The following is a 14,514-nucleotide window of genomic DNA, read 5'->3' as shown; positions in this document are numbered from 1 at the left end:
CTTTAACGTTCTCCCCAACTGACCAAGACAACACCCAATATAGTTCACGCACAGAGCGGAGGAAAGGGAATTGGTCCAAAGGACGACATTTAAGACTGGAAATCAACCGCGAACAGCGGTTATTCAAGATCTCCAGTCTTAACCGGAGGACGTGGACCAATCCCTTTCCAGAGCGGCTGAATGAAGTCCCTTTTAAATTGCTGCCGTTTAAACGAACTAACCAAGGCGCCTATACCTGTTCAACAGGGCATCCACTCATCAGCAAATGTATAAACGATTATTTCCACAAAAACCGCTCTTCTACTGAAAAAGAGTTGAAAAACACCCTCAATATAGAGTAGTATGACTTTATAGAATATAATTACATTAATATATTAATATAAATATTAAGAATATAAAGTATAGGAGCATTGCAAATGACACATATCCAGGATCGACTGATTGCACAGTACAAATTCGACAATGCCAGTCATATTGGCAAAGACAGCTCCCCAATGGGCAATGATGCAACCGCTTCCGGGAATTCGCTTCCTGCAGTAAAAGAGGTATATGGACGTCAGGCAGCCAAATTTTCCGGTGGAGCCAATGGTTCATCGTACATCCAGCTGCCTGCTGATCTGCTCAAAGATGTAAGCGATAACACAGGTCTGACGGTAACCGCATGGGTGAACTTTGGCATGGGCGTGAGCATTTGGGAACGGATTTTTGACTTTGGCGGCGGAGAGGGCAAGCCATCCCTGTTCCTCACCCGTCAGATGCGCGGAACCCTGACAGCAGATGGGGATCTGGCAGTCGATCCTGGTAAAGGATTTGTACGTGACGAGTGGATGCATGTCGCCATCTCGGTCAAAGGCACCGAAGGCGGAACACTCAGCAGTGCCGGTCCGGTCGTCTACGTTAACGGCGAAGTAGCTGTAGATGGCACGATCAGCCAGACATCGAGCGGTAATTATGCCCGTCTGCGTGCATGGTTCGCTACATTTACCGAAGAAGGCAATTACAACAGCAATTACATCGGACGCTCCCAGTTCGCGGCGGATGATGATTATACCGGCGCGATCGCAGATTTCCGGGTGTACCAGGCCGGATTGTCCGAAGATGAAGTGATCGAGGTCATGTGCGACTCGCTGACCGATGAAGAAGTGACCCGTCTGGCACGGGACAAATATCTGGACTTTCCAACGACGATCATTACACGTGATCTGACACTTCCGCAGTCTCTCATGGGCGGCAGAGTACAGGTCAGCTGGACATCCAGCCGTCCGGAGATTCTGGGGCATAACGGTCAGGTACAGCAGGTCAGTGCTGCCGAAGGCGTAACGATTACAGCGACGATGACGCGCGGAGAGAGCACGCTGGAGAAGAGCTTTGATGTCTCGGTGCTGCCGAAGGATCTGCCGCCGTATACGCTGACGATTCATGGCAGCCGTGAAGTGCTCGATGTGAGCGAAGTAATGTATGGTCTGTTTTACGAGGATATCAACAATGCGGCAGATGGCGGGATCTATGCGGAAATGGTGCAGAACCGCTCCTTTGAATCATTTGCCTTTGATACGTATTCCCATGCCTCCGGCGAATGCGGCTGCTCGACCGGCCGCAACCGTGAGCCCCTATTCGCCTGGTACGGTGATACCGACCGAATGACCCCGCAGAGCAGCGGCGGATTGAACGAGCATTTTGGTGTGAGTGATCCTGATGTGAACTCCTACTATGTGACCGTGGCTGATGGAGCGACGATTATCAACCGCGGATTCAACGATACGAACAACAATTGCGCGATGTTTATCCAGCGTGATGCCCGTTATGACTTTACGATCTGGGCCAAGGCAGAGAATGCCGGAACGATCACGCTGCAGCTGCAGACACCGGACGGCGAGCCGGCGAGTGACTCGGTGACTGTACAGGTACAGGGCGACGGAACCTGGCGCAAATACGGAGTGGAGCAAAAGCTGACGCTGACAGGCTCCACGCAGGTGCTTGGACAGCTGGCACTGACCTTTGACGGGGAAATCTCGATCGATATGGTCTCTTTGTATCCGCAGGATGTATGGGGAGCGAGCGAAGAAGAAGGTTCTCCATCCGCTCATGCCAACTATACCGGCAATCCGAACTACCGTCTGCGCAAGGATCTGGTCAACGCACTGGTGAACATGCATCCGACATTCCTGCGCTTCCCGGGTGGATGTATCTCGGAAGGTTCCTTTATCTGGGACAATGTATATGACTGGAAAGATTCCGTAGGCGATATCGAGCTGCGCAAAGAGAACTTCAACGTCTGGGGCTACATGATGACGATGGGACTTGGCTATATGGAATATTTCCAGCTGGCTGAGGATCTGAATGCGGTACCGCTGCCGGTTATGGCCTGCGGCGTACTCTGCCAGGCACGCTCCGACTATGCACATCCGGCCGGCGGCGAGCTGCGTGATTACTATATCAAGAACTTTACCGATCTGATCGACTTTGCGATCAGCATGGACTTTGAACATAACGAATGGGCAGCGATGCGCAAGCATATGGGTCATGAAGCTCCATTTGATCTGCGCTATCTGGGAGTCGGCAACGAGAACTGGGGTACCGAGTTCTTTGCCAACTTTGAGGTGTTCAAGACATCGATCGACGAATATATGGCACAGCATTATCCTGATCATGAGCTGAACATTATCTCTACCGTTGGCGCACAGGCCGATGATGATGCGTACCAGCAGGGCTGGAAATTCCTGAGCGGCAATCTGGAAGGATCGGCTGAAGTTGCTTTTGCCGACCGGGACAAGGTAATTGAAGAAACGGTCACCTGGTATGCCAAGGAAGACAACTATATGGATACGATTGCGGATGAGCACTATTACCGTTCCAACGAATATCTGCTCAATAATGCAGACCGTTATAACTACTATTACAGAGCGTACAACGCCGACGGCAGCATCAACTGGCAGGAGACATCCAAAGTATTCGTCGGTGAATATGCATCGACCGACAAAAATACACTGGCCGGTGCGATCGGCGAAGCGGCTGTTATGACTGGATTTGAGAAAAATGCCGATGTGGTGCGTCTCGCCGCTTATGCGCCGCTGTTCAACAAAGTGCTGACCGATGGCACCTACCGCTGGACACCGGACTGCATCTGGTTCGACGACGAGACCGTATGGTATACACCCAACTATTATGTACAGCATTTGTTTGCCAAATATCTGGGACACAAAGTACTGGATACATCCTTCTCGACTTACAAGCACGGCCGTCAGCTGGAGCTGATCCCGCGCGGTGGTATCGAGATCGCCACAGGCAATGCGAAGATCGCTGTCAAGCATGTCAAAGTCACTTCCAACGCCGATGACAGTGTGCTGCTGGAACAGGACTTTACCGCCGAACTCAATCCGGCGTGGCAGGTTATTCCGGGTTCTGCCGGATACACGGTGGATGCGGAGCAGGGACTGATTCTGTCCGCACAGAGCAGCGGTCTGAACGGTCTGTACCTGCTGAATGACGACTGGACCAACTACAAAGTCGAAGTGACCGCTACTCGTCTGAGTGGCCCGGAAGGGTTCTATATCGGTGCCGGATTGACCGATATTCACCCGGATACCAAGGACGTGACCGAGTACGCAATCAGCTACAATGGCGATGCGACCGGGGTCAAAGTGTACAAGCAGGGCATCGAAGGCTACACACTGGGCGACTATTCCTCCAGTACGGCAGCCGGCAACCTGCGAGCGGCAAGCTATGAGCCGCTCACCGATGGTACGGAGTATATAATCACTGTCAACTACGGTGGCGAGACTGGTCGCAATCTGATCTGTTCCTACACCGATGGCCAGACTAGCAGCAAAGTGCTGGATTACAAGCTGGAAGCCTACAACCGCGAAGTGTTCCATTCTGTGACCCAGGATGATGAGCATGTGTATGTGAAGCTGGTCAATGCCGATGCCGCTGACAAGGCCACCCGTCTGAATCTGGAGGAACTGAACGTGCAGGCAGAGGCGCAGCTGATCACACTGACCGGTGACGTCTCCCTGCTGCATACACCGAATGTGAATAAGAAAAACAATGAACAGGTCGTTCCATCCGAGCAGATTATTCAGCTGAATGGCGATACCGTTGTACTGGATCTGCCGGCAAGCTCGGTCAATGTGCTTGTGCTGCGTCTGAACCAATAAGCATCAACTGAACCAGGGTAGTTAAGATATACTGCCTTCATAAGCTTCGATATGAGAAGAAGAGAATTGATTTCAATCATTTAGAGTTATGGAGGCAGTTCATTTTCCAAGTTACTACGAGCAGTCAGACCGATATCAACAGTCATATGAATCAGTCATAGATTATCAATCATGAGCAAGACGAGAGGGGATTAACGAATGCGCAAAAATGTAACTAAAAGGCTCGCAGCAGCAACACTGGCTTTCTCACTCGCGGTATCTGTAACAGGAGTAACCGCCAACGAACAGGCATCTGCAGCCAAGGCAGAGAATCCACCGGGAGAGCCGACATTCTCCAATGCCACTGTCCATGATCCTTCCATTATCAAAACAGGCAATACGTTCTATGTATTCGGTTCCCACATATCGGCAGCCAAGTCAACGGACCTGATGCACTGGTCCAATTTTGCAAACGGTTACACCACGCCGGGCAATACGCTCTACGGTGATCTGTCCAAAACGCTCGCAGGCTCTTTTAAATGGGCCGGTGAAAATGATGCCGACAGCAAAGGCGGCTTTGCCGTATGGGCACCGGATGTGATCTGGAATCCCAAGTATGTAAATAAAGATGGCTCCAAAGGCGCCTATACGCTGTATTATTCTACTTCATCCACGTATATCCGTTCTGCGATCGGCATGGCGGTATCCAAGAATATCGAAGGGCCATATGAATACACAGATACTTTTATCTATACCGGGTTCACCAAGGACAAAGCATTTGATGCCAACAGCCAGGTGGACAAGCAGTGGACCAACACGAATATCAAAACGCTGATCGACCAGCAAAAAATCAGTGCCGAGAATCCGGCCTGGTTTAACGAAAACGGCTCCTATGCCAATCAGCAGTATCCGAATGCCATCGACCCGACTATTTTCTACGATGCCAAAGGCAAAATGTGGATGACCTACGGTTCATGGTCCGGCGGTATCTTCGTAATGGAAGTTGACCAGAAGACCGGCAAGCCGATCTATCCGGGCAAAGACGGCAAAACCAAGGACGGCCGCATGATCGACCGCTACTTTGGCACCAAGATTGCCGGCGGTTACGGCAAGTCCGGTGAAGGACCGTACATTCAGTACAACAAGGATACCGGTTACTTCTATCTGTACATGACATACGGCGGACTGGCCGCGAACGGCGGTTACAATATGCGCGTATTCCGCTCCAAGTCCCCGGATGGTCCATATGTAGATGCCAGAGGTCACCAGGCGACCTGGCCGGCCAATACGAGCAATGACGAGTACGGCAACAAGCTGATCGGCAACTTCCAGTTCGACAGCAAGGTAGGTGATCCGGGCAAAGAGCAGGATTACGGCTATGTGTCTCCGGGACACAACTCCGTCTACACCGATCCGAAGACCGGACAGCTGTTCCTCGTCTTCCATACCCGCTTCCCGGGACGCGGCGAAGAGCATGAACTGCGCATCCACCAGATGTTTATCAATAAAGAAGGCTGGCCAGTCGTCTCACCATATCGTTATGCAGGCGAGAAGGAAGCCAAAGTCAGCGATAAAATGATCACCGGCGATTATCAGTTTGTCGATCATGGCAGCGATTCTTCCGCGGCGATCAAGGAAGCGAGCGCAATCCGTCTCAATGAAGATCATACAATCACCGGCGAACTGCAGGGCACCTGGAAGAAAAAAGGCACCAATGATGCAGAACTGACGATTGGCGGCAAAAAGTATACCGGTGTATTCGTCAAGGACTGGGACCCGATGTCCGAGCAGTATGTCATGACATTCACCGCACTGTCCGATCAGGCGACGATGGGCTGGGGCAGCCGTCTGCCGGATGCTTCGGATACGCAGGTTATCGCAGATGTATATGGTGAACTGAAGCTGGATGGTACAGAAGGCATTACAGCCAATCTGGAACTGCCCGCAGTCGGCAGCCGCGGTACAGTCATCAGCTGGACGTCTTCCAATGAAGAAGTGATTGCTGCGAACGGTCAGGTGACACGTCCGGCATCCGGTAGCTCCGCTGTACCGGTAACATTGACGGCGCGTATTACCCGCGGCAATGAGACACGTACCAAGGCATTTGACGTTACTGTACTGCCTTACGTCAATGCAGAACTGACGGCACAGTACAGCTTCGATCGGAATCTAAACGACAGCACCGGCCAGCATGGCGCAGGTGAACTGACAGGTGATCGTCTCGATCGTCCGGCAACCGTGGGCAGCATCACGTATGGTGAAGGCGTGCGCGGACAATCCGCTGTACTGGATGGCACGACAGGCATTCGCCTGCCGAATGGACTGATTCACAGCAATTCGTATTCGGTATCCATGTGGGTGAAGCCGGAGCAGCTGAATGTGTATTCACCGGCATTCTTCGGTGCAGCAGACAGTGAGCACTGGATCAGCCTGCTGCCGCGCGGCACATCTGGAGATAACACCATGCTGTGGGCCGGCAGTGCGCCATGGTACGATGCCAGCACCGGCATGAAGATTCCGGCAGGAGAGTGGAGCCATCTGGCCTTCTCGGTTGATCAAGGCGTGGTGAGCGTATATGTGAACGGCAAAGAAACCTTTACCGGCACCGGCTTCCCGGATCGCTTCTCGGCTACGGACAACGCGAGCTTTGGACTCGGCGTCAACTTCTGGGATGCTCCGTTCAAAGGGGAACTGGATGAATTGCAAGTATTCGAAGGCGGCCTGACACCAGCCCAGCTGGCTGAGCTGTCCTCCAAATAACGAACAGTATGCCAGGCAAATCGCCTGCATCTGCATAGTGAGCGATAGGAATAAAGAGGCAACGATCTGTAACCGGATCGTTGTCTTTTTGCATGCGAAAAGTAAATCGGAAAACCAAAATGTTCAACTCATCTGAAAATTGTTCAATTCCGGGGGAAGAGCGTACCTTTTATAATAAGTAGAGGAAAGTATGGATTGCAGTAATGCCAACCAAATGTAAGAATGCCAATCAACCAATGAGATACGATTGTCCCATCCATTATTATCCGTTCATATATACGGAGAACAGGAGCAGCAGAATGGAATCAAACAGGGAATACAAACATAACGTACCCAAAGGTCTGAAGGCAATGGAGCGATTCGAGCTGCTGCCGCTGCTGCGTGAAGGCGTGCAGGTTCACTATGAAGGCAGCATTGACAAGCAGGGGCTGAACGCCGACTGGGACTGGTGGTTGTACCGGGAAGGCGAGGAATGGGTGATTTTCGATGTGGATGGTCCCGGCTGTATTTATAACTTTGTACAGCACCGGTATCCGGAGAGTGAAGAGCCGACGTTTTCGTTTTATTTTGATGGAGAAATCGAGCCGAGGTTCCGTATCCGGCATTCGGAGTTTGGTCATAAGGCTCCTTTTACCGCACCACTGGCTGATGCCTATATGGGACCGGATGATAATGGGCGAGGGCCGATCCGGGTCGTGCGCAGCTGGGTCCCGATGGAATATGAACATTCCTGCCGGATCACATCGGATATCCGGCTGAAAGGAGCGGCCAAAGGCGACGGAGGCTGGGGGCATGTGATCTACCACTCCTACCGGGAAGCCGAGGGTGTCGTAACCTTTACCGGACACGAAGACCTGAGCGGTCTGCTGGAAATGTGGCGCCATCCCGGCCAAGATCCCAAGCCTGCTGGCAGGGATGCGAGAGAGGGCACGGTTGAGCAGCTGACACTGGCTGCAGGCGAGCGCGAGGTACTGCTGGATGAGCATGATGCTGGCTGCATTACCGCCATTCTGGCACAATGGGAATCGGAGCCGGCAGAGCCGATCAATGATTTCCCCAGGCCGGAGCTGATGCAGATATGGATCTGTATGACCTGGGATGATCATGAACAGGCGGATGTGGAATGCCCGCTGGGAGCCTTTTTCGGTAATGAGCTGGGTTATAATCGGATTGGTCTGCTGTCCCACGGTCAGGCGGCGGATGGGCAGTGGTATCAGTATTTTCCGATGCCGTACTGGCAAAGTGCTCGTATTGAACTGGTGAACCGGGGAACGGCAGCAGTGGAGCTGGGCAGCTGGCAGATCCGCTATCATGCAGGGCCTCAGCCGCTGTATCCACAGGGCCGGACGGGTTATTTTCGCTCATCCGATTATTATCCATCCCAAGCGAGTCATGGAACAGATAGCATTATCGGGCAGATCAGGGGACGTGGACATCTCGTTGCGGGGCAGGTGACGGCATTTAGCAGGGAGAGCGGGCAGATCAGCTGTGAAGGCGATGTACGCGTCCATATCGACGGCAGGGCAACTCCGCAGGTGGAGAGTGACGGATCGGAGAGCTGGGTTAACTATGGCTGGGGCTTCCCGACACCGCCAGAGATGAATCCGTCCAGCGGTTATGATGGCCTGCCGGATAGTCCCTGGTCGATGGTGCGGCTGTGCAGCGGGGATGTGTATCCTTTTCAGCAGCAGTTGGTGTTTGGCATAGAGGCGGGAGAGTATAACAATCAGTATTTGCGTCATTCGGGCATACTGCTTTATTACGGGCTGGATGAACCGGGCATGGAGCTGACGGATGAGCTGGATATCGGCTGCAAGGCTTCGGAAGGCATACACCAGTACCGGACATCAGGCAGCCGCGGGTATTATACGCTGACCTCCTGTTATGAAGGCGACCAGGATGATGTGCTGATCACGGATACCGGCCATGAGACGGAAGGCTGGAGCGAATTTACGGTATCGATCCGCCCGGATAATCGGGGCGTTCGGCTGCGGCGCCGCTCCGATCAGATGACCGGCCGGCAGAAGGCGACTGTCCATGTCGATGGTATCCTCGTGCAGGAGCGCAGCTGGTATACCGCCGACCGCAATCCGTACAAGCGCTGGCTGGAGGATGAATACGAGATTCCGGCCGCCTATACGGCAGGCAAAGGTCATGTAACGATCCGGCTGGACTATGTACAGGCAGGCGAGACGCGGGTCTGGAATGAATTTTACTATCAGGTCTACAGCCTGTATTAAAAATAATTTGCGAAAAAGCTTGTGCTTTTGGAAAAAGCATGATATATTATTCCTTGTGATTGCGTAACGCAGCTCACTAACTAATTTGCGGTCGTGGCGGAATTGGCAGACGCGCACGGTTCAGGTCCGTGTGGGCTTACCCCCGTGGAGGTTCGAGTCCTCTCGACCGCATTCCTAAGCATTAACAAATAGACTCATGAATTTCTCTTGTAGAGATTCATGAGTTTTTTTGTTTTCAAAAATAGTAAATGTATCACTCCCCATGTTCTTTCACAGCAATAAACACACCGCTACAGACGCACACGCTTCCTTCAGTTTGTACCCTTCAATAAGTCCACTTCTTTATTTCTCTGCCGGGACTATGATTAAATACAACAGACAACGATATATAAGGTAGATCAGAATATGAACATGTCCTTTCAAATGAGGAACAAGAAATAGATGCGCAGCTGCATCATATACGCTGCGCTTTGCCTGATAGGCGTACTGGGGGAATCCAATTTGTCGAATTCCATGAATCTGGAACAGAATCTGTCTCAACAATTACATGTAACACCAGCATTAAGACAGTCGATCGATATGCTGAAATATTCCTGGGAAGAGCTTCAGCAGTTTCTGGAAAGCCAGGAAGCAGAGAATCCATTTATCGAGATTAAATGGAAAACAGGTGAATATGCCGCCAGGACAACCCGGATATCCAGCAGTGCAGACTGGGATGAACTAAACGGGATTGCAGACGATACGGTGACGATCGAGTCACTGCTGCTTGAACAGCTGCGTATGAGAGTAACTTCACCGGAGATCTATCGGGCTGCAGCGTATCTGGCCGGTAATCTGGATGAACGCGGATATCTGGTAGTCTCCCTGGAGGAAGCCGGGGAAGAGCTTCATCTTCCGCCGGAAATTATGCAGCAATCCCTGCAGCTGCTGCAATCGCTTGATCCACCGGGCGTTGGTGCGCGTGATCTGACAGAATGTCTTCTTTTGCAGGCGGAAATGGACCCATCCAGCCACCCGTTGGCACTGAAGCTTATTACCGGTCATCTGCATGATCTGGCTCGTGGTAATCTGGATGTGATTCGGCGCTCTATCGGTGCTTCCAGGAAAAGTGTGGAAGAAGCGATCCTCTACATCAAAACGCTGAATCCCCGTCCATGTTCGGCGCTGCAAGGTACAGCCGCAGCCCCTGTCACAGCCGACGTCATCGTCGAATATACACCGGATACACCGCAGAAATTTACGATTCGCGATATGTATTCGCCTCGCATTTCCATAAATGCCGATTATATTCCTGCTGCATCAGATTGCTCGGAAGAAGTGCGCTCATACTGCAAGGAGCGGATACAATCCGGCAAATGGCTGGTACAGAGTGTCGCCTACCGGAGGAATACTCTCCTGAAAGTCGCCTCGGTGATCGCCAAAGAGCAGGTTGCCTTCCTGTCTGGTCAGGATCACAGTCTAAAGCCGCTGAATATCAAGGAGATTGCCGGCAGAACGGGACTGCATGAATCCACGATCAGCCGGACGGTTCGTCATAAATACATGGATACGCCCAGAGGGTTATTTGAAATGAAAAAGCTTCTATCCAATACGATAGCTACAGCTGAGGGAGAGACCTCCACAGAATCGGTCAAGCAGCAGATTCGCAATATGATTGCCGATGAAGATAAAAAAAGTCCTTTGTCCGATCAGCGAATAACGAACGAACTTCAGGCGCAGGGAATCGAAATCTCCCGGCGTACAGTAGCCAAATACAGAAACGAAGAGCGTATTCTGTCTGCATCCATGCGGCGGCTGCGTTAGCCATTCCCAACTCTGACAAACGTTTTTTCATTCCTGACAAGAATAAAGGGTACTGAAAGGATAGTTTGCAATAATACGACAGAATCAGAAAAAATAAATGCTGCTGGTACAGGGTTTTTGAAGAAAAATATTTTTTTGTTCAGAGTTGGCACGGTTATTGCATTAATAAAAGTGGGGAGGAAATCAGATGATTGAAAAAAGCAAAATACCGGCGCCGTATTGCCGTATTGCTGCATCCATTCGTTCTTCGGTCTCCCGCTTGTGTCTGATCATCAGGGAAACCGCATATGAGGGGGAAGGGATATAGATGTCTTACTTTTCTGAATTTCTGGAAAATGTAAAAAAGTATGAAGTGAGAGCTCGTCATGAACTGGGGATCGACGCCATTTTGCAAAAAGTCAAACAACAGCTCGGCTTGGAAGCAGAGCTGTATGATGAGGCTGGTCGGTTCATAGGTGGCACAGGCGAATACAGCTACGGGCACACGGAAGAAAAGCATGAACGTGCCATTGCCAGAGTCATTGAGACCGGGCAGCCGTATGTGGTCTATGACTCCAAGACAAGCGAACTCGGCTGCGCCAATTGTAAATCCAATGATACCTGCAGCGGCTATGGAGCCATTTATTTTCCGGTGTATTCCAGTAGTCATACCCTGCTGGGTATCCTCTCGATTACCAGTTTTATGGAGAAATACAAGGAAAACATCGCACAGGATACCGAGTTTTACTTTACCCATCTGGCAGAGACCGGTATTCGGCTGGAACAGAAACTGAGCGTAATGCTGCGTCCCAAAGTCCAAATGAACACAAAACGGGAACGGACATCTCCTCATGATGTACTGTTCGAGGATATTATCGGCAATGATACCGGTATCCGAAATGTAATCCTCAAAGCCCGAAAAGTGATCAACAGTCCATCCACCGTATTGATCAAAGGAGAGAGTGGCACCGGCAAGGAACTGCTCGCCAAAGCGATCCACTACGAAGGAAATCGCAGCCGGCAGCCTTTTATCGCGATCAACTGCTCGGCGATTCCGGATACCCTGCTGGAAAGTGAATTGTTCGGCTATGAAGGGGGCGCTTTTACAGGTTCCAAAAAGGACGGCAAAAAAGGAAAGTTCCAGCTGGCCGATCAGGGGACGCTGTTTTTGGATGAGATCGGCGATATGCCGTTGTCCTTGCAGCCGAAGATTCTGCGGGTACTACAGGAGCGTTCGATTGAGCCGATTGGTAGCAGCCTGTCGATCCCGATCAATGTACGGGTTATCGCGGCAACACATCGCAATCTCGACGAAATGGTGCAAAAAGGCGAATTCCGCGAGGATCTGTATTACCGTCTGAATGTGATTCCGCTGCATACGACACCGCTGCGGGAAAGAAGATCGGACATTCCGCTGTTCTGTGATTATTTTATCCGGAAACATGCGGCGATTCTAAGCAAGGGCCCACTGCTGCTGAATCCTGCACTGGAAGAGTGGCTGAAGCGTTACGATTGGCCAGGCAATATTCGGCAGCTGGAAAATGCCATTGAATATATGGTCAATATGGTGGATACGGATATGGTGTCTTTTGAGGATCTGCCGGAATATCTGCATGAACAGGTGGAATCAATGGACAATGCCAGTCTGGAACAGCTGCTGTCCCAGTATGAGAAGAAAATACTGGAAAGCTATCTCGACCGGGAAGAGTACCGCAACGATAAAGGAAAAGTAGCCAGCGAGCTGCAGATTTCCCTCTCCACCCTTTATCGGAAGCTGGAAAAATACGATTTCTGTGTGGAAGAATGGCCGAAACAACTGGGGAGGAAAGCATGGAATGTTAAATGAAGTCAATTTGCAGGCGGTACAACCTGAATTATCCCATCCAAACAGGGGAATCTGGAAAACCTTTTTTCATCTGTGCATCAAGGCAAGACTGCCGATCCTGTGGATTCTGGGATATATGCTGGTTGCGATGATCGCTGCCAGGTTGGGATTAATGGTACCGGATCTGACAGGACAGATTTTTGGAGGCAATGTGACGGTGCAGATTGTGAGTCTGGTCATTATTTATGACCTTGTGTCCAGTGCAGCTGGTCAGATTAACGGTCTGGGACTGGATATTATCAATGCCCGGATTGACAGGAATTTCAGAAATGTATTATGGGATAAAATTCTGAAACTGCCGCCCTGTTTTTTTGACAAGCTGCCGGCTCAGAGTCTAATCAGCCGGATTACGATAGACACCCAGCTGCTGCGAAGTTTCATTTCACAGGTGGTTATTGGTGAACTTCTGGGGATCTACACATTTTATATTACGCTTCGTCAGGTATCTCAGTACAATCAGAGCCTGAGCTATCTGCTGTTGGGAGTCATCCCGGTTATGTTAATTCTGGCCTTTGTATTTGGGCGCCTGTACATGCGTGTTGCTGTCAGAGTACAGGACAAAACATCCAATCTGGCGATGTTTCTAAGTGAATTGATTGTCGCGCTTCCTACGATCAAGGCTTTTAACAAGGAAAAAGTGGAAGCCGAGCGGGGCGAACAAGCGATCCAGAGTCTATATGAAGCCAAAAAGAAGGCCCTGTATGTATCAATATTCGATAGTGTCTTCAGTAATATCCAGAGCCTCGTTCAAAATCTGGTGCTGATCTTAATTGGTATCTACCTGCTGAACAGCGGCCAGCTCACAGTGGCTGGGTGGTATGCCTTTTATATATTTGCCAATACGCTGCTTGAAAGCATTCAAAGTAGGAGCGGGCAATGGACTCTGATCAAAACGACACAGGGATCTCTGCTTCGGGTAGCCAACATCATGGAGAATCCCGAAGAAGGTGCCCGTTCTTATGCCAAGGATAAAGTGGAGTCAGGAAATATTCATTTTGATCAGGTGAGCTTCGGCTATGAGCCGGATAGCCCCGTTCTGAATAATGTCACCCTGCAGATTCCCAAACATAAACTGACGTTTATTATCGGACCAAGCGGCAAAGGCAAATCCACCATACTGAAGCTGCTGGAACGACTGTATGAGCCGGATCAGGGAAGGATTCTTCTGAATGGTACGAATATTCAGGAGTATGATATTCAAAACTGGCGCCGGGAGATCGGTTATGTGTTTCAGGATGTGCCGCTGATGACCGGAACGATCCGGGAAAATATGCTGTTTGGACTGCAGGGCAGTTACACCAATGAGGAAATTGCGCATGCCGCTGAGCTGGCTAATGCGCACCGGATGGTTATGGACATGCCGGAGGGTTACGATACGGAAGTCGGTCAGTTTGGCTGCAGACTCTCCGGAGGACAGCGGCAGCGAATCGGTATTGCCCGGGCCATTTTACAAAATCCCAAATATCTGATTCTGGACGAACCGACTTCCAGTCTGGATGCTAAAGCCGCCGCTGAAGTGATCCAGGGACTGAAAAGTCTGAAAACGGAGCGAACTGTAATTGTAATCACTCATGATAAACAGGCTATCCAGCATGCAGATTATCTGATCGTATTCAATGAAGATGGTACCCTGTCTTCCGGGACTCCTTTTACATTATCAATGAGTAATTCGTTTTACAGACAGATGATGAACGAAGAGGAGCAATAGAAG

General features: G+C 50.7%; 6 protein-coding genes and 1 tRNA gene. All 7 read left to right on the top strand.

Annotated features, from left to right (window positions below; all coding sequences use genetic code 11):
* Window positions 1-416: 416 nt before the first annotated feature.
* The 7 genes from WH45_RS20230 (at window position 417) to WH45_RS20200 (ending at window position 14,511) form a co-directional block, all read left to right on the top strand.
* Window positions 417-4,157, top strand: a complete 3,741-nt coding sequence (locus tag WH45_RS20230) for an alpha-L-arabinofuranosidase C-terminal domain-containing protein (RefSeq protein WP_046216236.1) — start codon at window positions 417-419, stop codon at window positions 4,155-4,157.
* Window positions 4,158-4,355: 198 nt separating this feature from the next.
* Entirely contained in the window at window positions 4,356-6,896 is a 2,541-nt protein-coding gene (locus tag WH45_RS20225) for a LamG-like jellyroll fold domain-containing protein (RefSeq protein ID WP_046216235.1), read from the top strand.
* A 299-nt stretch (window positions 6,897-7,195) separates the two neighbouring features.
* Complete coding sequence (locus WH45_RS20220; RefSeq protein WP_162198455.1) at window positions 7,196-9,136, top strand: DUF2961 domain-containing protein; 1,941 nt, start codon at window positions 7,196-7,198, stop codon at window positions 9,134-9,136.
* An 87-nt stretch (window positions 9,137-9,223) separates the two neighbouring features.
* Window positions 9,224-9,307, top strand: a tRNA-Leu gene (locus tag WH45_RS20215).
* A 330-nt stretch (window positions 9,308-9,637) separates the two neighbouring features.
* Complete coding sequence (rpoN, locus tag WH45_RS20210) at window positions 9,638-10,939, top strand: RNA polymerase factor sigma-54 (protein ID WP_052723885.1); 1,302 nt, start codon at window positions 9,638-9,640, stop codon at window positions 10,937-10,939.
* A 307-nt stretch (window positions 10,940-11,246) separates the two neighbouring features.
* Window positions 11,247-12,764, top strand: coding sequence for a sigma-54 interaction domain-containing protein (locus WH45_RS20205; RefSeq protein WP_082097002.1), 1,518 nt, complete (start codon window positions 11,247-11,249; stop codon window positions 12,762-12,764).
* On the top strand, window positions 12,754-14,511 hold the full coding sequence (locus WH45_RS20200) for an ABC transporter ATP-binding protein (RefSeq protein ID WP_046216234.1): 1,758 nt from the start codon (window positions 12,754-12,756) through the stop codon (window positions 14,509-14,511). The genes WH45_RS20205 and WH45_RS20200 overlap by 11 nt, the downstream gene beginning before the upstream one ends.
* The last annotated feature ends 3 nt before the right edge of the window (window positions 14,512-14,514 follow it).

The organism is Paenibacillus wulumuqiensis (assembly GCF_000971965.1).
Lineage (GTDB): Bacteria > Bacillota > Bacilli > Paenibacillales > Paenibacillaceae > Saccharibacillus > Saccharibacillus wulumuqiensis.
The sequence above is the reverse complement of the archived record's forward strand: the minus strand, read 5'-3'. Positions and strand labels throughout refer to the sequence as shown.

Excerpts from the sequence above, each read along its gene's own strand:
- WH45_RS20200 (WP_046216234.1), top strand. The coding sequence starts at position 12,754 with ATGTTAAATGAAGTCAATTTGCAGGCGGTACAACCTGAATTATCCCAT.
- WH45_RS20225 (WP_046216235.1), top strand. The coding sequence starts at position 4,356 with ATGCGCAAAAATGTAACTAAAAGGCTCGCAGCAGCAACACTGGCTTTC.
- WH45_RS20230 (WP_046216236.1), top strand. The coding sequence starts at position 417 with ATGACACATATCCAGGATCGACTGATTGCACAGTACAAATTCGACAAT.
- WH45_RS20220 (WP_162198455.1), top strand. The coding sequence starts at position 7,196 with ATGGAATCAAACAGGGAATACAAACATAACGTACCCAAAGGTCTGAAG.
- WH45_RS20205 (WP_082097002.1), top strand. The coding sequence starts at position 11,247 with ATGTCTTACTTTTCTGAATTTCTGGAAAATGTAAAAAAGTATGAAGTG.